The 20,654-nt window shown below is 48.7% G+C and carries 15 protein-coding genes; 1 reads left to right on the forward strand and 14 read right to left on the reverse strand.

Translation table 11 applies throughout. The features are described from left to right. Positions 1–22: 22 nt before the first annotated feature. Positions 23–2,512, forward strand: coding sequence for a trimethylamine-N-oxide reductase TorA (gene torA, locus B8880_RS07000; protein WP_084256901.1), 2,490 nt, complete (start codon positions 23–25; stop codon positions 2,510–2,512). Positions 2,513–2,651: 139 nt separating this feature from the next. On the opposite strand, the gene glmS is transcribed toward torA, so the two are convergent. The 14 genes from glmS to secE form a co-directional block, all read right to left on the reverse strand. Then, positions 2,652–4,484 (reverse strand): glutamine--fructose-6-phosphate transaminase (isomerizing), encoded by a 1,833-nt coding sequence (gene glmS, locus B8880_RS07005; protein WP_084256902.1) that lies wholly within the window; start codon positions 4,482–4,484, stop codon positions 2,652–2,654. Positions 4,485–4,550: 66 nt separating this feature from the next. Then, positions 4,551–5,315 (reverse strand): DeoR/GlpR family DNA-binding transcription regulator, encoded by a 765-nt coding sequence (locus B8880_RS07010; protein ID WP_260337739.1) that lies wholly within the window; start codon positions 5,313–5,315, stop codon positions 4,551–4,553. 190 nt (positions 5,316–5,505) lie between these two features. Beyond that, positions 5,506–5,778, reverse strand: coding sequence for an HU family DNA-binding protein (locus B8880_RS07015; protein WP_084256904.1), 273 nt, complete (start codon positions 5,776–5,778; stop codon positions 5,506–5,508). Between the two features lie 162 nt (positions 5,779–5,940). After that, a complete protein-coding gene (locus tag B8880_RS07020) occupies positions 5,941–6,531 on the reverse strand; it encodes a YjaG family protein (protein ID WP_084256905.1) in 591 nt (196 codons plus the stop codon). 3 nt (positions 6,532–6,534) lie between these two features. Further along, complete coding sequence (hemE, locus tag B8880_RS07025) at positions 6,535–7,608, reverse strand: uroporphyrinogen decarboxylase (RefSeq protein ID WP_084256906.1); 1,074 nt, start codon at positions 7,606–7,608, stop codon at positions 6,535–6,537. Continuing rightward, a complete protein-coding gene (gene nudC, locus B8880_RS07030) occupies positions 7,605–8,393 on the reverse strand; it encodes an NAD(+) diphosphatase (RefSeq protein WP_084256907.1) in 789 nt (262 codons plus the stop codon). The genes hemE and nudC overlap by 4 nt, the downstream gene beginning before the upstream one ends. A 113-nt stretch (positions 8,394–8,506) precedes the next feature. After that, positions 8,507–12,745 (reverse strand): DNA-directed RNA polymerase subunit beta', encoded by a 4,239-nt coding sequence (gene rpoC / locus B8880_RS07035; protein ID WP_084256908.1) that lies wholly within the window; start codon positions 12,743–12,745, stop codon positions 8,507–8,509. A gap of 92 nt (positions 12,746–12,837) precedes the next feature. After that, complete coding sequence (rpoB, locus tag B8880_RS07040) at positions 12,838–16,869, reverse strand: DNA-directed RNA polymerase subunit beta (protein ID WP_084256909.1); 4,032 nt, start codon at positions 16,867–16,869, stop codon at positions 12,838–12,840. A gap of 290 nt (positions 16,870–17,159) precedes the next feature. Further along, positions 17,160–17,528, reverse strand: a complete 369-nt coding sequence (rplL, locus tag B8880_RS07045) for a 50S ribosomal protein L7/L12 (protein WP_084256910.1) — start codon at positions 17,526–17,528, stop codon at positions 17,160–17,162. A 54-nt stretch (positions 17,529–17,582) separates the two neighbouring features. Then, positions 17,583–18,077 (reverse strand): 50S ribosomal protein L10, encoded by a 495-nt coding sequence (gene rplJ, locus B8880_RS07050; protein ID WP_084256911.1) that lies wholly within the window; start codon positions 18,075–18,077, stop codon positions 17,583–17,585. Positions 18,078–18,352: 275 nt separating this feature from the next. Continuing rightward, positions 18,353–19,045 (reverse strand): 50S ribosomal protein L1, encoded by a 693-nt coding sequence (gene rplA, locus B8880_RS07055; RefSeq protein ID WP_084256912.1) that lies wholly within the window; start codon positions 19,043–19,045, stop codon positions 18,353–18,355. 4 nt (positions 19,046–19,049) lie between these two features. Continuing rightward, a complete protein-coding gene (gene rplK, locus B8880_RS07060; RefSeq protein WP_084256913.1) occupies positions 19,050–19,478 on the reverse strand; it encodes a 50S ribosomal protein L11 in 429 nt (142 codons plus the stop codon). 142 nt (positions 19,479–19,620) lie between these two features. Beyond that, positions 19,621–20,175 carry a transcription termination/antitermination protein NusG gene (gene nusG / locus B8880_RS07065; RefSeq protein WP_084256914.1) on the reverse strand — a complete coding sequence of 185 codons (555 nt, stop codon included), beginning with the start codon at positions 20,173–20,175 and terminating at the stop codon, positions 19,621–19,623. A gap of 3 nt (positions 20,176–20,178) precedes the next feature. After that, the gene (gene secE / locus B8880_RS07070; RefSeq protein ID WP_084256915.1) at positions 20,179–20,589 is read right to left on the reverse strand and encodes a preprotein translocase subunit SecE; all 411 of its coding nucleotides are present in this window, start codon (positions 20,587–20,589) and stop codon (positions 20,179–20,181) included. Positions 20,590–20,654 lie beyond the last annotated feature (65 nt).

Below are 20,654 nucleotides of genomic sequence, written 5' to 3' on the forward strand. Positions count from 1 at the left end.
CACGATTAACAGGAGAAACAAGATGAGTCATACTAAAAAAATTAACGGCAGCCGTCGTCAGTTTCTGAAAAACACCTCATTGGGTTCGGTCGGACTCGCCGCAAGCGGCGGTATCGGCGGTAACCTATTGCTATCGAATAAAGCGGCAGCGGCAGAAAGCAGCACGGTGATGTCCGCCGCCCACTGGGGGCCGATTGGTATTGTGGTTGAAGACGGTAAAGTGGTGAAATCCGGACCGGCAATTGAACCAACCATCGCCAATGAATTGCAAAGCGTTGTTGCCGAGCAAGTCCATAGCGACGTGCGGGTGAAATACCCGATGGTACGCAAAGGCTATTTGGAAAATCCGGGCAAAAGCGACACCAGCTTGCGCGGACACGACGAATGGGTGCGCGTGTCTTGGGATAAAGCGTTGGAACTGGTGCATAACGGCTTAAAACAGGTGCGTGATAGCCAAGGCCCTTCCGGCGTCTTTGCCGGTTCTTACGGTTGGTACAGTTCCGGTGCGTTGCACGCCAGCCGCACTTTATTACACCGCTATATGAACCTGACCGGCGGATTTGTCGGCACCAAAGGGGATTATTCCACCGGTGCGGCACAGGTCATCATGCCGCATGTGATGGGAACCATCGAAGTTTACGAACAACAAACCAGTTGGGAAATGGTGCTGGAACACACCGAGATTGTGGTGCTGTGGTCGGCAAACCCGATGACCACTTTGCGTAACGCCTGGACTTCAACCGATCAGCAAGGTACGGATTATTTCAAAAAACTGAAAGAGAGCGGTAAACGGGTGATCTGTATCGATCCGGTACGCAGCGAAACCTGTGAATATTTGGGTGCCGAATGGATTCCGGTAAATACCGCAACCGATGTGCCGCTCATGCTGGGTATGGCGCACAGCTTGATTAGCGAAAACAAGCAAGACGGCGAATTCCTCAAAAAATATACCATCGGCTATGATAAATTCGAAGCCTATCTGCTCGGCAAAGCCGAAGACGGCGTCGTCAAAGATGCGGCTTGGGCAAGCCAAATCTGCGGCGTTCCGGCAGAGACGATTAAACAGCTGGCGCTGGATTTTGCCGCCAAGCGCACAATGTTAATGGGCGGTTGGGGCATGCAGCGCCAACGCCACGGCGAACAAACGCACTGGACACTGGTCACATTAGCTTCCATGTTGGGTCAAATCGGCTTGCCGGGCGGTGGGTTCGGTTTAAGCTACCACTATGCCAACGGCGGCGTTCCCACTGCGACAGGCGGGATTTTAGGGGCGATTTCGGCCAATGCTTCCGGCGAAAGCGGCGGTCAAACTTGGTTAGACGAAACCTCCAAATTAAGTTTTCCACTAGCGCGAATTTCCGATGCCCTGCTCAATCCGGGCAAAGTGATTCAATATAACGGCACTGAAATCACCTATCCCGATATCAAATTAATTTATTGGGCGGGCGGCAATCCGTTTACCCACCATCAAGATACCAACACCTTAATCAAGGCGTGGCAAAAACCGGATACGGTGATTGTAAATGAAATCTATTGGACGCCAACCGCGCGTATGGCGGATATCGTGTTGCCGGTCACCACCTCTTTCGAGCGCAATGATTTAACCATGAGCGGCGATTATTCGATGTTGAATATCTTCCCGATGAAACAAGCGGTCGAGCCGCAATTCGAAGCGAAAAGCGATTATGATATTTTCGCCGCATTAGCGAAATTATCCGGCGTAGAAGAGAAATTTACCGAAGGAAAATCCGAAATGGATTGGTTGAAAGGGTTCTACCAATCCGCCTATGACGCGGCACGCAAAAACCGCGTGGTCATGCCGCGTTTCGAACAGTTCTGGGAAGCGAATCAACCGGTCACGTTCAAAATCGGCGACAAAGCCAAACAATGGGTGCGCTATGCCGAATTCCGCGCCGATCCGTTACTCAATCCGCTCGGAACGCCGTCCGGCAAAATCGAAATCTATTCCGACACCGTTGCCAAAATGGGCTATGACGATTGCAAAGGCCACCCAAGCTGGTTAGTGCCGGAGGAATACGCCGGCAACACCACCGCCGAAGCGCCGTTAGCGCTGGTGACACCGCACCCTTACTATCGTCTGCACAGCCAGCTGTGTTTCTCAACCGCACTTCGCGAGAAATACACGGTAAACGGACGCGAACCGGTGCTGATCCACCCGGACGATGCACAAGCGCGCGGCATTGCCGACGGCGATCTGGTGCGTTTGTTCAATCAACGCGGGCAAGTGCTTGCCGGCGCAGTTGTCACCGACGGTGTTATCAAAGGCACGGTCGCACTGCATGAAGGGGCTTGGTACGATCCTGCCGATTTGGGCACCGCAGACAAACCATTGTGTAAATTCGGCAATCCGAATGTGCTGACCATGGATATCGGCACTTCAAAACTGGCGCAAGGCAACTCGCCGAACACCGCCATTTTGCAAGTGGAGAAATATCAGGGCGAAGCCCCGCCGGTCAGTGTATTCAGTGAACCGAACTATACCGACGCCTAATTTGGCTCTGCTTTGGCAAAATCCCGATCACATTTGATCGGGATTTTTTTATGCTGGCCATGCGCTTATTTGCTTAAGCAAAAACCGCACTTTGCTTCTTACAGCCAAAGTGCGGTTTGATCGGATTAAGTCATTAACCTTATTCCACTGTGACCGCTTTCGCCAAATTACGCGGTTGATCGACATCGGTGCCTTTGATTAAGGCAACGTGGTATGCCAACAATTGCATTGGAACAGTGTAGAAAATCGGTGCCACCACTTCATCGACTTCCGGCATGGTGATGATTTTCATGTCGTCGGTGGAGCTGAAACCGGCTTTTTCATCGGCAAACACATATAACTGCCCGCCGCGCGCGCGGACTTCTTCGATATTGGATTTCAGTTTTTCCAACAATTCGTTGTTCGGCGCAACCACGACAACCGGCATATCCGCATCAATTAACGCTAACGGACCGTGTTTCAATTCACCGGCAGCGTAGGCTTCGGCATGGATATAGGAAATTTCTTTCAGTTTTAACGCTGCTTCCATCGCAATCGGGTAGTATTCGCCGCGCCCTAAGAACAGGGTGTGGTGTTTCTCGGCAAAATCCTCCGACAATTTTTCAATTGCGCCGTCAAATGCCAACGCTTGTTCGATTTTCGCCGGCAGGCTTTGCAATGACTTGATGATTTCACGCTCTTTTTCAGTCGAAATATTGCCGTTTAATTTACCGATTGCCAGCACCAACAACAGCATGGTTGCCAGTTGGGTGGTGAACGCTTTGGTCGATGCTACACCGATTTCGACACCGGCGCGGGTCATAAACGCCAAATCCGATTCACGCACCAAAGAAGAACCGGAGACGTTACAGATCGTCATCGCCGACATATAGCCTTTTTCTTTCGCCAAACGCAATGCAGCCAGCGTATCGGCGGTTTCACCGGATTGGGAAAGGGTCAGCAACAGGCTGTTCGGACGGGTGACAAATTTACGGTAACGGAACTCAGAGGCGATTTCCACGTCACAGCTCACGCCTGCCAACGCTTCGAACCAATAACGCGCCGCCATACCGGAGTTGTAAGAAGTACCGCACGCGACAATTTGCACATGCTCGACTTTCTCCAAAATTTCGCGTGCGCCGTTGCCGATACTTTCGATAATCACGCTGTCATTGGCGATCCGCCCTTCCAGCGTATTAACGATGGCGGTCGGCTGTTCGAAAATTTCTTTCTGCATAAAGTGGCGGTATTTGCCTTTTTCCGCCGCATCGTTTTCTAAGTTGGATTCATGCACTTGGCGCTCAACTTTATCACCGTCACGGCTATAAATATCAATTGTACGGCGGCTGATCTCAGTAATATCGCCCTCTTCCAAGAAGATAAAACGACGGGTTACGCTTAACAGCGCCAGCTGGTCGGAAGCCAAGAAATTTTCCCCCAAACCAAGCCCGATAACCAGCGGACTGCCGGAACGCGCGGCGATTAAATGCTCCGGCTGCTCACGGTGCAACACCACCATGCCGTATGCACCGGTCAGTTGCTTCACGGTTTTTTGCACCGCTTGCAACAGCGTATCGGAAGTGCGGTATTCCCACTCGACCAAATGCGCAATCACTTCGGTATCGGTTTGCGAGGAGAACACATAGCCGCGCGCTTGTAACGTTTCGCGCAGCTCTTCATGATTCTCGATAATGCCGTTATGCACCACCGTAATATTGCCGGAAACATGCGGATGCGCATTGGCTTCCGACGGTTCGCCGTGAGTCGCCCAACGGGTGTGCGCAATGCCGGTGCCGCCGATTAGCGGCTGTTTGGCGACGGCATCGTCTAACGCCTTCACTTTGCCTAAACAACGCACCCGTTGCAGATTATGCTTGTCATCGACAACCGCCACACCGGCTGAATCATAACCCCGATATTCCAAGCGGTGTAAACCTTCGATCAAAATTTCCGCCACATCACGTTGTGCTACCGCACCAACAATTCCACACATCGTTTTTTCCTCTATTTAACAAATAAAAATAATAAAAATCAGTTTCCTGCGCTCAGTTCGCTGCAATTAGTTTGCCAGAATCACTTCAACATTATGCCGTTCAATCTGCGCAATCATCTCGCTAGCGATACCTTTATCGGTTACCAGCACATCAATTTGAGCCCAACTCAATTCTAAATTCGGCATTTTGCGCCCGATCTTTTGCGACTCGACCATCACTACCACTTCACGCGCGGTTTCCGCCATCACTCGACTCAAACCGACCAATTCGTTAAAAGTGGTCGTGCCACGCGTTAAATCAATGCCGTCGGCGCCGATAAACAGTTGGTCGAAATCATAAGAACGCAGCACCTGCTCGGCCACTTGCCCCTGAAACGATTCGGAACGGATATCCCAAGTTCCGCCGGTCATCAGCAGGGTCGGTTCGTTTTCCAGTTCGGTCAATTGGGTTGCCACCGCCAACGAATTGGTCATCACCACCAAACCCTGTTTCGGATTAAGCTGCTTAATCAGCGCAGCTGTGGTGCTGCCGGAATCAATGATAATCCGGTTATGGTCACGAATACGGTCAGCGGCGGCTTGGGCTATCGCCAGCTTACTTTGTGAAAACGGCTCATCGGATTCATCACTCAGAATCTCGCTGGGCATCAGGATCGCCCCGCCATAACGGCGCAGCAACAAACCGCTGCTTTCAAGTGCGGTCAGATCCTTACGAATCGTCACTTCCGAAGTATTAAAATGTTGCACCAGCCGCTCGACCGACACTTCCCCCTGCTGTTGTAGCAGTTGCATAATCAAATGACGGCGCTGCGTACTATTTCGTTTTGACAAAATATCTTTCCAAACGGTTGTTTTAAGTTTCGGTTCGGAATTATATAGAGATAAATACGCGAATGCAACCTTATTTGCTCATCAAACTATCAATTGGAGCAATAAGTAATGAAAAGGGGGAGAGTTAAAATTCAGATATAAAAAAACCTCTGTAAACGACAGAGGTTCTTCAATTCGGGACTATCCGTGGTTATTTGATCGCATCTTTCAATGCTTTACCGGAAACAAACGCAGGCACTTTAGCCGCTGCAATTTGGATTTCCTGTCCGGTTTGTGGGTTACGACCGGTACGGGCTTGGCGTTGGTTCACTTTAAATGTACCGAAACCGATTAATTGAACCGGATCGCCTGCCTTCAAGCTGTCAGTAATCGCAGTTAAAGTCGCTTCTAAAGCTGCTTTAGCTTGTTTTTTGTTTAACTCTGCAGCAGATGCAATTGCATCAATTAATTCTGCTTTATTCATAAGATAGTACCCCTTGTTATTGATGTTTAAGTTAAGCTTTTGTATGGATTGAATATCTGGATATTCTTGGTGCAATAGCTGTCTAAAAACAGTATGGTAAGATTAATCTAAGTTGCTTGAGATTGAAAGCCATAAATCATTAAATCTTACGAAAAATCACTCTCATTGGTCAATTTTTATACCGATATTGCTAATCGCCTCTTCCCGCAACTCATTTTTCAGGCTTAGCAGCAGTTCCACGTCCCTTTCTTCCGCTTCGTTCAGGGTGCGGTAAATCAACCACTGCACGTCCAACTCCTGTTGAATGTCGTCCGCTTGCTTCAGCTCCTGCTCATTCAAAGTGCGGTCTTGCTCGGTCTCCAGTAACGCCGCCACGGTTTGCAACGAGAGCTTGCTGACCAAAATCGCCTGCTCCAAACTGGAACCTGAAATAACGGCGTGCAGGGTGTGCGATAAACCTTCGCAGGCGTCCGCCGCCGGAAATACGCCGTAAGCGTCGTATTCGTTAACATCGGGAATAATCGCTTCCAGCTTTTCCAGCTGCGATTCAAAATTAATTTTCGCTCCTTTAACGGTCAGATATTCCCAAATTAAATTGAGAATGTTGTGATAAACTTTGCTGTCCTGCGCTTTGTCTTGCATTTGGCAGAAAAGCTGAAAATTAGGATACATTCTTTCGCACAGGCACAGCATAAAGGTTAAATGCTGCCAGCTTTCGAAATGTTCCAAACGCTTATGAATCGGGTTTCGCATGGTTTATTTTCCTGTTTGATGATAAGGCTGGGAAAAACGGTGCACCGCATCGACCAAATAAGCCGGGCTTTGCTGCGGTACGTCTTGATGAATGCCGTGTCCCAGATTGAAAACGTGGCCGCTGCCTTGCCCGAAGTCGCTCAAAATCTGCTGCACTTCCTGTTCGATCCGCACTTTATCGGCATATAGCACGCTCGGATCCATATTGCCCTGCAATGCGACTTTATGCCCGATTCGCTGCCGTGCGTCCGCCAGATTGACTGTCCAATCCAAACCGACCGCATCACAACCGGTGGCGGCGATCGCTTCCAGCCACAAACCGCCGCCTTTGGTGAATAACGTCACCGGCACGGTTCTGCCGCGATATTCGCGAATTAAACCGCTAACGATTTTGTGCATATATTGCAACGAGAAATCTCGATAATCCCGGTGCGCCAACACGCCGCCCCAAGTATCGAAAATCATCACCGCCTGCGCACCGGCTTCAATCTGCGCATTAAGATACAAAATCACGCTGTCCGCCAGTTTGTCTAACAGTTGGTGCAGCAAGTGCGGTTCGGCATACAGCATCTTTTTGATTTTGGTGAAGGCTTTACTGCTGCCGCCTTCCACCATATAGGTTGCCAGTGTCCAAGGGCTGCCGGAAAAGCCGATCAGCGGCACACTGCCGTCAAGTGCGGTATGAATGGTGCGTACCGCATTCATCACATATTGCAGCTCTTGCTCCGGATCGGGAATCGGTAAATTGGCGACATCCCGTTGGTTTTCAATCGGTTTGGCAAATTTCGGCCCTTCGCCGGCGCCGAAGCTTAAGCCCAAGCCCATCGCATCGGGAATCGTCAAAATATCGGAGAACAGAATCGCCGCGTCCAACGCATAACGTCTTAACGGTTGTAAGGTCACTTCGCACGCCAGCTCCTGATTGCGGCACAATGACATAAAATCGCCGGCTTCGGCTCGGGTCGCCTTATATTCCGGCAAATAACGTCCCGCTTGGCGCATCATCCAGATTGGCGTCATGTCGACAGGTTGGCGCAATAACGCCCGTAAATAACGATCATTTTTTAATTCGATCATGATGAAATAGCTTCCTCAGCGCAAATCGCTTGTGTTAGTTCGATTAATTTTCTGGCAATTGTGCCTTGTGGCGGTAAGGTCGGTAACGGCGAATCGTACCTGAACCAGCCGGCATCATTTAATTCTTCTTTTTGAATGCGGATTTCGCCGCTGTCATAATCGGCTAAAAATCCCAACATTAAGGAGTTTGGAAACGACCACGGTTGGCTGCCGATATAACGGATATTCTTGATTTTTAAACTGCTTTCTTCAAAAACTTCGCGCTCAACGGTCTGCTCCAGCGTTTCGCCGACCTCGACAAAACCGGCTAGGGTGGTATAGATTTTTTCTTGTGAGTGACGGGCGTGATTGGCCAATAAAATGCTATCGCCATTACGCACGGCGACAATGATCGACGGGGCAATCATCGGATAAGTGCGGTGGTGGCAGTCGGTACACTCCACCGCCCACTCTTGCGGCGTCATCGCAACGGTTTCGCCGCCGCACACGCCGCAAAAACGGTGGGTTTTCCAAAAATAATTCAAGGCGACACCACGGTTCAGCAGGTTAAAAATCCGCTCCGGCAGCACCAGTTGATCACGCAGGGAAAAATACTCGCGCGGATCGTCAAACTCCTCGACCAGCCAAAGCGGCGCGTCTTGGTATTCGCCGATCACCATACCGCTTTTCGCGGTCAGCGCCAGCTCCTCCGCCGTGCCGTAAGGCAGTTTTTCCTGTTGTAGATAAAGATGACTGCCTTTAGTCAACAGCCAATACCCAAAATCCTTCGCTTGTAAGCGCTGCATTTCCACTCCACCCTGCACAAATTCGTGCGTTATTATAATACGAAAGGCATTAAAAAACCTATAAAAAAGCCCAAAGTGCGGTGCACTTCGGGCCTTTGTTCAGCACGGTACGATTATTCGAACTCAGCCGACATATTCAACAATTCAGCCAAATTCGCGGTGGCTTCGTCGCTGTCAAACTTGCTGTCGATCTCTTCCAACGGCACGTTTTCCGCTTTAACACCTTTGCCGTGTTTACCGTTGTGGCGGTTTTGGTGATAAACATAACCGGTACCCGCCGGAATCAAACGACCCACAATCACGTTCTCTTTCAAGCCACGCAGTTCATCACGTTTGCCGGCAACCGCCGCTTCGGTCAATACGCGCGTGGTTTCTTGGAACGACGCCGCAGAGATGAAGGACTCGGTTGCCAAAGAGGCTTTGGTGATACCCAGCAATTCGCGTTCGAATTCCACCAACGGTTTGCCTTCGGCTTCGCGCTGGCGGTTGACGATTTTCACGCGCGCCACTTCCACTTGCTCCCCTTCGAGGAATTCGGAGTCATGGGCTTGGGTAATAATCGCTTTACGCAACATTTGACGTACGATGACTTCAATGTGCTTATCGTTAATTTTCACCCCTTGCAAGCGGTAAACTTCCTGCACTTCGTTGACGATATACTCGGTCACAGCACGGATACCGCGCAGACGCAGAATATCATGCGGCGTTTCCGCCCCTTCGGAGATAATATCGCCGCGGGAAACCAGCTCGCCTTCGAACACGTTCAGTTGACGCCATTTCGGAATCATCTCTTCATACACTTCGCCTTCGCTCGGTGTAATCAACAAACGGCGTTTGCCTTTGGTTTCTTTACCGAAAGACACGATACCGGAAATTTCCGCCATAATCGCCGGCTCTTTCGGTTTGCGCGCTTCGAACAAGTCGGCAACGCGCGGCAAACCACCGGTAATATCTTTGGTTCCGGCGGACTCCTGCGGAATACGCGCCAACGGTTCCCCGATATTGATTTCGGCGTTGTCGTCCAAGGTCACAATCGCTTTACCCGGTAAGAAATATTGCGCCGGCACGTCCGTACCTGCGATTAATACCGGATTGCCTTTGGCATCGACGATACGCAACGCCGGACGCAGATCTTTACCGGCAGTGGCACGTTCACCCACATCTTGCACTACAACGGAAGAAAGACCGGTCAATTCGTCGGTTTGGCGACTTACGGTTATACCATCGATAATATCCACGAATTGTACGAAACCTTCCACCTCAGAGATAACCGGCATGGTATGCGGATCCCAGTTGGCGATGATTTCGCCGGCATTCACTTCGCTGCCGTCGTTTTTACTCAGGCTGGCACCGTAAGGCACTTTATAGTTCTCTTTGGTACGACCGAACGCATCAATCACCGTTAATTCGGTATTACGCGAGGTGATCACCAACTTGCCGCTCTTGTTGGTAACAAATTTGGCGTTCGCCAAACGAATGCTACCGTTGTTTTTAATCTGAATGCTGGATTCGGACGCCGCTCTCGATGCCGCCCCCCCGATGTGGAAGGTACGCATCGTTAACTGTGTACCCGGCTCACCGATAGACTGCGCCGCGATAACCCCGACGGCTTCCCCGTTGTTGATGATATGGCCACGCGCCAAATCACGGCCGTAACATTTGGCACACACACCAAAATCGGTTTCGCAAGTTACCACAGACCGCACTTTGATACTGTCAACGGAATTGGCATCGATCACGTCGCACAATTTTTCATCGATCAAGGTGTTGCGTGCAATTAAGACTTCGTCCGTCCCCGGAATTAATACGTCTTCCGCCACCACACGCCCCAAGACGCGATCACGCAAGGCTTCTTTGACATCGCCGCCTTCGATTAACGGGGTCATTACAATGCCTTCTTCGGTGCCGCAATCATCTTCCACGATCACCAGATCTTGCGCCACGTCAACCAAACGACGGGTCAGATAACCGGAGTTCGCCGTTTTAAGTGCGGTATCCGCCAAACCTTTACGCGCCCCGTGAGTGGAGATAAAGTATTGCAGTACGTTCAAACCTTCACGGAAGTTCGCAGTGATCGGCGTTTCGATAATCGAACCGTCCGGACGTGCCATCAAACCACGCATACCCGCCAGCTGACGAATCTGTGCCGCAGAACCCCGCGCACCGGAATCCGCCATCATAAAGATACTGTTGAACGAAGCTTGTTTTTCCAGATCGCCGTCACGGTTGACCACTTCTTCGGTGGACAGATTTTCCATCATCGCTTTGGCAACACGTTCGTTCGCCGCCGCCCAGATATCGATTACCTTATTGTAACGTTCACCGGCGGTTACCAAACCGGATTGGAACTGTTCCTGAATCTCTTCAACTTCGCTTTCCGCGGCGGAAATAATCTCGTTTTTCTGATCCGGAATCACCATATCGTCGATACCGACCGAAGCACCGGAACGTGCCGCATAAGCGAAACCGGTGTACATGATTTGGTCGGCAAAAATAACGCTGGCTTTCATGCCCAAACGGCGGTAGCAGGCGTTGATTAGACGAGAGATCGCTTTTTTGCCCAACGTTTGGTTAAACAATTCGAACGGCATGCCTTTCGGTGCAATCATCCATAAAATCGCACGGCCGATTGTCGTTTCGGTCAAGGTAGTCACCGCTTCAAATTCATTACTGGAGGATTTGACATATTCGGTGATCCGCACTTTGACCCGTGCGTGCAGTTCCGCTTCGCCGGTGCGATAAGCTTTTTCCGCTTCCAACGGGTTTTGCAGATACATACCTTCGCCTTTGGCATTGATTTTTTCACGGGTCATGTAGTACAGACCCAAAACCACGTCTTGCGACGGCACAATAATCGGCTCACCGTTCGCCGGTGATAAGATATTGTTGGTGGACATCATCAACGCACGGGCTTCCAGTTGCGCTTCCAGCGTCAATGGCACATGAACCGCCATTTGGTCTCCGTCGAAGTCGGCGTTAAATGCCGCACACACCAACGGGTGCAACTGGATCGCTTTACCTTCGATCAACAACGGTTCGAACGCTTGGATACCCAAACGGTGCAAGGTCGGCGCACGGTTCAACAAGATCGGGTGTTCGCGGATTACGTCAGCTAAAATATCCCAAACAATCGCATCTTCACGCTCGACCATTTTCTTCGCCGCTTTAATCGTAGAAGCATAACCTTGGCTTTCTAATTTGGCATAGATAAACGGACGGAACAGTTCCAACGCCATTTTCTTCGGCAAGCCGCATTGGTGCAAGTGCAGGTATGGACCAACGGTAATAACCGAACGGCCGGAGTAATCCACACGTTTACCCAACAGGTTTTGACGGAAACGCCCTTGTTTCCCTTTGATCATATCGGCAAGGGATTTCAACGCACGTTTGTTCGAACCGGTGATCGCACGACCACGGCGACCGTTGTCCAACAACGCATCGACCGATTCTTGCAGCATCCGTTTTTCGTTGCGCACGATAATATCCGGTGCAACCAGATCCAATAAGCGTTTCAAACGGTTGTTACGGTTGATTACGCGACGGTACAGATCATTCAGATCAGAAGTCGCAAAACGACCGCCGTCCAACGGTACTAACGGACGCAGATCCGGCGGCAGTACCGGCAATACGGTCAGCACCATCCACTCTGGATTGTTACCGGATTGGATAAAGGCTTCCAACAGTTTCAAACGTTTGGTGATTTTTTTGCGTTTAGTTTCCGAGCTGGTTTCTTGCAACTCTTCACGCAAGGTTTCGCACTCATGTGCCAAATCCATTTGTTGCAATAAATGTTGGATCGCTTCCGCACCCATTTTGGCTTCGAATTCATCTGCCCAACGGTCTTCCGCATCCATAAACTGTTCTTCGGTCAATAATTGACCGCGTTCCAAATCGGTCATGCCCGGTTCGGTAACGATATAGCTTTCGAAATACAGCACGCGCTCAATATCACGCAGCGGCATATCCAACAATAAACCGATACGGGACGGCAGGGATTTTAAGAACCAGATGTGCGCTACCGGCGAAGCCAATTCGATATGGCCCATGCGCTCACGGCGTACTTTGGTTTGGGTGACTTCAACACCGCACTTTTCACAAATGACACCACGATGTTTCAGGCGTTTATATTTTCCGCATAAACATTCATAGTCTTTTACCGGTCCGAAAATACGCGCGCAGAATAAACCGTCACGTTCCGGTTTAAAAGTGCGGTAGTTAATGGTTTCCGGTTTTTTCACTTCACCGAATGACCATGAGCGGATCATGTCAGGCGAAGCCAGACCAATTTTAATCACATCAAAATCTTCAGAAGATTTCGTTTGCGCTTTCAAAAACTTAACTAAGTCTTTCACAGATTTGCTCCTGTCGGAGTTAAACTTAATTCAAGTGCGGTCAACCGCACTTGAGCATACTTTCTATCTTTTCGGGCTTTCCCGTGGCAATCCTATTGATCTTCGTCCAGATCAATATTGATACCCAAAGAGCGGATCTCTTTCAACAATACGTTGAAGGATTCCGGCATTCCCGGTTCCATTTGGTGAGCGCCGTCCACGATGTTTTTATACATTTTGGTACGTCCGTTCACGTCATCGGATTTCACGGTCAACATCTCTTGCAGGGTGTAAGCCGCACCGTATGCTTCCAGTGCCCAAACTTCCATCTCCCCGAAACGTTGTCCCCCGAACTGCGCTTTACCACCCAACGGTTGCTGGGTAACCAAGCTGTAAGAACCGGTGGAACGGGCGTGCATTTTGTCGTCAACCAAGTGGTTCAGTTTCAACATGTACATATAACCGACCGTTACCGGACGCTCGAATTTTTCACCGGTACGACCGTCGAACAGCGTGATCTGACCGGAGGTCGGCAGATCCGCCAACTCCAACAAGCCTTTGATTTCGCTTTCGTGCGCACCGTCAAATACCGGTGTTGCCAACGGCATACCTTTGCGCAGGTTTTGCGCCAAACGCATCACTTCATCATCGGTAAAGGTGGACAAATCCACTTTTTGGCTATCGCCGCCCAAGTCATAGGCACGCTGGATATAGCCACGCAATTTGGCAACCGACTGCTGTTGTTTAATCATGGCGTTGATCTTGTCACCGACACCTTTGGCAGCCAAGCCCAAGTGGGTTTCCAAAATCTGTCCGATGTTCATACGCGACGGTACGCCCAACGGGTTCAACACGATATCGACCGGCTGACCGTTTTCGTCATACGGCATATCTTCCACCGGATTGATTTTCGAGATAACCCCTTTGTTACCATGGCGACCCGCCATTTTATCACCCGGCTGAATTTGACGCTTAACAGCAAGATATACTTTAACAATTTTCAATACACCCGGTGCCAAATCGTCACCTTGAATGATCTTGTTACGTTTAATCTCCAGTTTGCGTTCAAACTCTTTACGCAGCTCTTCGTGTTGTTCCGCCAGTTGTTCCAATTGGTTTTGCTGGTTTTCATCGGCTAACGATTGCTCCAACCATTGGCTACGGCTTAATTTATCAAGCTGTTTCTCTTCAATACCGTTGTTTAACAACAGATTGCGTACACGGGTAAACAAGCCGGCTTCTAAGATTTCCAGTTCTTCAACCAAATCTTTTTTGGCTTGTTTCAACTGCATTTCTTCGATTTCTAATGCACGTTTGTCTTTTTCAACGCCGTCACGGGTAAACACTTGCACGTCGATTACCGTACCGGAAACACTGTTCGGTACACGCAAGGAGGAATCTTTCACGTCGGAGGCTTTTTCGCCGAAGATCGCACGCAGCAATTTTTCTTCCGGCGTTAATTGCGTTTCACCTTTCGGTGTCACTTTACCGACCAGAATATCGCCGCCTTTCACTTCAGCACCGATATATACGATACCGGACTCGTCCAGTTTGCTCAGTGCCGCTTCACCGACGTTAGGGATATCGGCGGTAATTTCTTCCGCACCTAACTTGGTGTCACGCGCCACCGCAGTCAATTCCTGAATATGAATCGTGGTGAAACGATCTTCCTGCACCACACGTTCAGAAACCAACATCGAGTCTTCGAAGTTATAACCGTTCCATGGCATAAACGCCACGCGCATATTTTGTCCCAACGCCAGCTCACCCAAGTCGGTTGACGGACCGTCCGCCAGCACTTCGCCGCGCTCGATCGGTTCGCCCAACGAAATGCAAGGCACTTGGTTGATACAGGTGTTTTGGTTGGAACGGGTGTATTTAGTCAGGTTATAAATATCAATACCCGCTTCACCCGGTACGGTTTCGTCTTCGTTGACTTTAATCACAATTCGTGACGCATCAATGTATTGCACATAACCGCCGCGTTTGGCAACCACCGTTACCCCGGAGTCCACCGCCACCGCTTTCTCGATACCGGTTCCGACTAACGGTTTATCGGCACGCAAAGTCGGCACGGCTTGACGTTGCATGTTCGCACCCATCAAGGCACGGTTGGCATCGTCGTGTTCCAAGAACGGAATCAACGCCGCCGCAACAGAAACCACTTGTTGTGTGGAGATGTCCATATAATGAATTTCATCGGCTTTATACAGACCGGACTCGCCATGTTCACCGCGACAGGTCACAAAAGTATCGGTAAAGCGTGAATTTTCATCTAAGTTGGAGTTCGCCTGCGCAATCACATATTTGCCTTCTTCAATCGCCGACAAATATTCGATCTCTTCGGTCACTTGCCCATTGACCACTTTACGGTATGGGGTTTCCAAGAAACCGTAATCGTTAGTGCGCGCATATACGGAAAGCGAGTTGATCAAACCGATGTTCGGCCCCTCAGGGGTTTCAATCGGACAGACACGACCATAGTGAGTGGCGTGAACGTCACGCACCTCAAAGCCGGCACGCTCACGGGTCAAACCGCCCGGACCTAACGCAGAAATACGGCGTTTGTGGGTCACTTCCGACAACGGGTTGTTTTGATCCATAAATTGTGACAATTGGGAAGAACCGAAGAACTCTTTCACTGCCGCCGAAATCGGCTTGGCATTGATCAGATCTTGCGGCGTTACCCCGTCCAAATCACCTAAAGAAAGACGTTCTCTAACCGCTCTTTCCACCCGCACCAAACCGATACGGAATTGGTTTTCCGCCATCTCACCGACAGAGCGGATACGACGGTTGCCCAGGTGGTCGATATCATCGACTTCGCCACGACCATTACGGATCTCGATCAGCTTTTTCATCACCATCACAATGTCGTCATTGCTCAGGATACCGCTGCCTTCCCCTTCAGGAATATTCAAAGAGCGGTTAAACTTCATGCGGCCGACCGCAGACAGATCATAACGATCGCTAGAGAAGAACAGATTGTCGAACAGGGATTCCGCCGCTTCTTTTGTCGGTGGCTCGCCCGGACGCATCATGCGGTAAATTTCAACCAAGGCGCTTAAACGGTCATTGGACGGATCAACGCGTAAGGTTTCAGAAATGTAAGGACCGTGATCCAAATCATTGGTAAACAGCACTTCGATATCTTTATAACCAGCCTGACTCAGTTTCGCCAACATTTCCAGATTGATTTCACTGTTAGCGCTACAGATAATTTCACCGCTCTCAAGATCAACATAATCTTTCGCTACAATTTTGCCGACAATATATTCAGTCGGCACGACAACTTGAGAGATATTATCCTTTTCCAACTGACGGATATGCCGTGCGGTAATCCGACGGCCGCGTTCAATATACACCGTGCCGTTGGCTTCGATATCAAAGCTGGCGGTTTCACCGCGCAGACGTTCAGGCACCAATTCCATCATCAATTTATTGTCATTGATACTAAAATTCACTTTCTCAAAGAACAGTGCCAAAATTTCTTCGGTGGTGTAATTCAGGGCGCGCAAAATGATGGTCGCTGGTAATTTACGACGACGGTCGATACGGGCAAACAAGTTATCTTTCGGATCGAATTCAAAATCCAACCATGAACCGCGGTAAGGAATAATCCGTGCGTTATACAGCACTTTACCTGAAGAGTGGGTTTTACCTTTATCGCTGTCGAAGAACACACCCGGACTACGGTGCAATTGCGATACGATAACACGCTCGGTACCGTTAATTACAAAAGTTCCGTTATCGGTCATCAATGGGATTTCGCCCATATAAACATCGTTTTCTTTGATGTCTTTCACGGTTCCCGGCGCAGCATCACGATCGTAGCTGACCAAACGCAGTTTCACTCTTAACGGCGCAGAATAAGTGGTTCCGCGAATTTGACATTCACGCACATCAAAGACAGGCTCACCCAGTTTATAGCTCACATATTGCAATTCCGTGCTACCGTTATTGCTGACAATCGGAAACACGGAGCGAAATGCAGCTTCCAGGCCTTGCTGACCTTCCGGATCTTGCTGAATAAATTTATCGAAAGAGTCGATTTGGATTGTTAATAAATAAGGTACATTTAAAACTTGTTGGCGTTTGCCAAAGTTTTTACGAATACGTTTTTTTTCGGTATAGGAGTAAACCATAGGGTTCCTCTGCTGGCTGATCGGTGACCCAAAATTCGCGCACACTTGCGATCAAGTTAACAAGGTGGCAATGCTATCGATACCGTTTGTTGGTACCGCACTTTTTTACTATTTTACTAGCAAAACTTTTGTGCAGGCTTAATAAAATTATGGTTAATTCCTATTTTATCAAGCAGTTATAGAGATGAAAAAACGGCATATTCACTTCTATTTTTTAAAGGCACAAAATGGCTAGCGGTCGAAACCGCTAGCCATCCGCCTAAAACAGGCTGTAAACCAAATAAAATTAATTATTTAAGTTCAACAGAAGCGCCTGCTTCTTCTAATGCTTTTTTCAGTTCTTCAGCTTCAGCTTTAGAGATACCTTCTTTCAGCGCTGCCGGTGCAGATTCTACCAAATCTTTAGCTTCTTTCAAGCCTAAACCGGTCGCACCGCGTACTGCTTTGATAACGGCAACTTTGTTAGCACCCGCTGCAGTCAAGACTACATCGAATTCAGTTTTCTCTTCAGCTGCTTCTGCTGGACCTGCTGCTACGGCTACTGCCGCTGCTGCTGCAGAAACACCGAATTTTTCTTCCATTGCAGAAATTAATTCTACGATTTCAGTTACAGTTTTAGAAGCAATCGCTTCAATGATTTGTTCGTTAGTTAATGACATGACAATCAATTCCTAAAGTAAATAAATTAAACGAGGTAAGAAACGCTTTAATAATTAAGCGGCTTCTTGTTGTAATTTGTCGCGTAATGCCGCAAGAGTGCGAGCAAGTTTGCCTGCTGCAGCTTCTTTCATAGTACCCATCAAACGTGCAATTGCTTCGTCGTAAGTCGGCAATGTTGCTAAGAATTCAACATCTTGGATTTTACCTTCGAAAGCGGCACCTTTAATTTCAAACTTATCGTTTGCTTTTGCAAAATCTTTGAACAAGCGTGCTGCTGCACCCGGATGTTCGTTAGAAAAAGCGATAAGTGTCGGACCTGTCATCACGTCTTTTAAACACTCGTAGTCAGTGCCTTCTACCGCACGGCGCAATAAAGTATTACGCACAACACGCATATTAACACCGGCTTCACGCGCGGTTTTACGCAATTCAGTCATTTTATCCACAGTTACACCACGGGAATCCGCGATCACTGCCGATAGGGCACCTTTGGCTGCTTCGTTTACTTCAGCAACAATTGCTTGTTTGTCTTGAAGATTTAATGCCATTGGCTTTTAGCTCCTGAATACACTCCGGTTTCCCGGATTTAAATTACCCGATATCATGGATACCAAGCGCTCTTTCGGTGCGCAGAAGCAGAAATAATCTATCATTCTGTTCACCATCTACGCAGGATAATTAAGAACTTACCAAGGTAAACTCCCCTGCGGTCTTGGATGGGGCTTGAATAAGGTCAAGCACCAACCAGAAGTTTCCGATTAAACAACAATCAGAAAATAAGGGAACGAATTATAAACACAATTCATTCCCCTGTAAAGGTTTATTAGTTCAGGCTGGTTTGATCGATAGTTACGCCTGCGCCCATAGTGGTGGACAGACTAACTTTCTTGATAAACACGCCTTTGGAAGATGCTGGTTTGGCTTTGACTAATGCAGCCAATAACGCTTCCAAGTTTTCTTTGATTTGAGCAGTTTCAAAGCTCACTTTACCGATAGTGGTATGGATAATACCATTTTTGTCGTTACGGTAACGAACCTGACCGGATTTCGCGTTTTTAACCGCTTCCGCCACGTTAGGAGTTACAGTACCCACTTTCGGGTTTGGCATTAAGCCGCGCGGGCCCAGGATTTGACCTAATTGACCGACAACACGCATTGCGTCCGGAGAAGCAATCACGACGTCGAAGTTCATTTCGCCTTTTTTGACCAGTTCAGCCAAATCGTCCATACCGACCAAATCCGCACCGGCTGCTTTTGCCGCTTCAGCGTTAGCGCCTTGGGTAAAGACGGCAACACGCACATCACGACCGGTACCGTGTGGCAATACGGTTGCGCCACGCACGTTTTGATCGGATTTACGCGCTTCGATGCCCAGATTTACGGCAACATCGACACTTTCAACGAATTTAGCGGTAGCTAATTCTTTTAACAATGCTACTGCTTCGTTGATTTCATAAGATTTGGTTGAATCTACTTTTTCTTGGATCGCTTTCATGCGTTTGGTTAGTTTAGCCATCTGATTAGTCCTCCACTACCAAGCCCATTGAACGAGCGGTACCTTCAATAGATTTCATTTTGGTTTCGATAGTCGCACCGGTCATATCCGCCGCTTTTACTTCAGCGATTTCTTGAAGTTGTTGACGAGTTACCTTGCCCACTTTTTCTTTATTTGGTTTACCTGAACCGGATTTAACGCCAGCGGCTTTTTTCAGCAATACTGCTGCCGGTGGAGTTTTAGTGATAAAGGTGAAAGAGCGGTCTGCATAAACAGTGATAACTACTGGAATCGGCAGGCCTTTTTCCAGGCTGTCTGTACGCGCGTTGAACGCTTTACAGAATTCCATGATATTCACACCTTGTTGACCCAACGCTGGACCAACCGGTGGACTTGGGTTTGCCATACCGGCTGCAACTTGCAGCTTAACGTAGGCTTGTACTTTCTTTGCCATTTTAATTTCCTCTTGACGGGTATTATCGCCTTGCGGCTCCCCTGTTTTGTAAAGGGCGGTATTCTAATCAAACACCGCCTAATTTTCAAGCATTTTACCGTAAAATACTTGAGAAATTTTTAGCCGTGGCCAGATAAACGGATCAGACCGCTTTTTCCACTTGGCGGAATTCCAATTCGACCGGCGTCGCACGCCCAAAGATAGAAACCGATACTTTCAAGCGGCTCTTGTCGTAATCGACTTCTTCCACTGTGCCGTTGAAATCCATAAACGGTCCCTCGGTAACACGCACTTCTTCGCCCGGTTGGAACAGGGTTTTCGGTCTTGGCTTGTCACCGTCTTGTTGCAGACGATTCAAAATAGTATCGGCTTCACGGTTTGAAATCGGCGCCGGTTTGTCAGGCGTACCGCCGATGAATCCCATTACACGCGGCACACTACGCACCAAATGCCAGGTATCATCATTCATTTCCATTTGCACCAGTACATAGCCCGGGAAGAATTTACGTTCGCTTTTACGGCGCTTGCCAGCAATATTTTCTACGACTTCTTCCGTTGGTACCAGCACATCACCGAACTGATCTTCCATGTTGTGTTGCTTGATATACTCGATCAGTGTTTTAGCGACACGGCTTTCAAAACCGGAAAAAGCCTGTAACACATACCAACGTTTTTTAGGTGCTGTATTCTCACTCATAAATTAAAATCTCAAGTTGGTGATAAACGATATAACGGCAATAATTAAAGAATCGAATCCCCAAAGCACTAATGAGGTGACCACGGTTACGCCAAATACAATCAATGTTGTCTGTGTTGCTTCGGAACGTTTCGGCCATACGATTTTTCTCAGTTCACCACGCGATTCTTTCAGGAATCCGATGGCTTTTTTGCCTTCATTAGTCAAAGCAGCTAATCCCAGCGCCAATGCCATCAGCACCACAATCGCGACAACACGCACGGCTAAATTAAAGTTTTCACCAAAATAGGCACTACCGACTGCGGCCAGCACGATTAATGCAACAACCAAGACCCAAAGCAAGCTGTTTGCCGATTTGCCTTTACCTTCGGGATTTTCTATAAGTGTTTGTTTTTTAGTATTTTCTGAACTCATACTTTGTTTATATCCGAATCAGTGAATAACTGTATATTTTTGAACGTGCGATTGTATCATTTTAT

This window comes from Pasteurella testudinis DSM 23072 (genome assembly GCF_900176075.1).
GTDB lineage: Bacteria > Pseudomonadota > Gammaproteobacteria > Enterobacterales > Pasteurellaceae > Chelonobacter > Chelonobacter testudinis.

Excerpts from the sequence above, each read along its gene's own strand:
- nudC (WP_084256907.1), bottom strand. The coding sequence starts at position 8,393 with ATGCAGCGCTTACAAGCGAAGGATTTTGGGTATTGGCTGTTGACTAAA.
- rplJ (WP_084256911.1), bottom strand. The coding sequence starts at position 18,077 with ATGGCATTAAATCTTCAAGACAAACAAGCAATTGTTGCTGAAGTAAAC.
- hemE (WP_084256906.1), bottom strand. The coding sequence starts at position 7,608 with ATGATCGAATTAAAAAATGATCGTTATTTACGGGCGTTATTGCGCCAA.
- nusG (WP_084256914.1), bottom strand. The coding sequence starts at position 20,175 with ATGAGTGAGAATACAGCACCTAAAAAACGTTGGTATGTGTTACAGGCT.
- B8880_RS07015 (WP_084256904.1), bottom strand. The coding sequence starts at position 5,778 with ATGAATAAAGCAGAATTAATTGATGCAATTGCATCTGCTGCAGAGTTA.
- rplA (WP_084256912.1), bottom strand. The coding sequence starts at position 19,045 with ATGGCTAAACTAACCAAACGCATGAAAGCGATCCAAGAAAAAGTAGAT.
- glmS (WP_084256902.1), bottom strand. The coding sequence starts at position 4,484 with ATGTGTGGAATTGTTGGTGCGGTAGCACAACGTGATGTGGCGGAAATT.
- rplK (WP_084256913.1), bottom strand. The coding sequence starts at position 19,478 with ATGGCAAAGAAAGTACAAGCCTACGTTAAGCTGCAAGTTGCAGCCGGT.
- B8880_RS07020 (WP_084256905.1), bottom strand. The coding sequence starts at position 6,531 with ATGCGAAACCCGATTCATAAGCGTTTGGAACATTTCGAAAGCTGGCAG.
- torA (WP_084256901.1), top strand. The coding sequence starts at position 23 with ATGAGTCATACTAAAAAAATTAACGGCAGCCGTCGTCAGTTTCTGAAA.
- rpoB (WP_084256909.1), bottom strand. The coding sequence starts at position 16,869 with ATGGTTTACTCCTATACCGAAAAAAAACGTATTCGTAAAAACTTTGGC.
- secE (WP_084256915.1), bottom strand. The coding sequence starts at position 20,589 with ATGAGTTCAGAAAATACTAAAAAACAAACACTTATAGAAAATCCCGAA.
- rplL (WP_084256910.1), bottom strand. The coding sequence starts at position 17,528 with ATGTCATTAACTAACGAACAAATCATTGAAGCGATTGCTTCTAAAACT.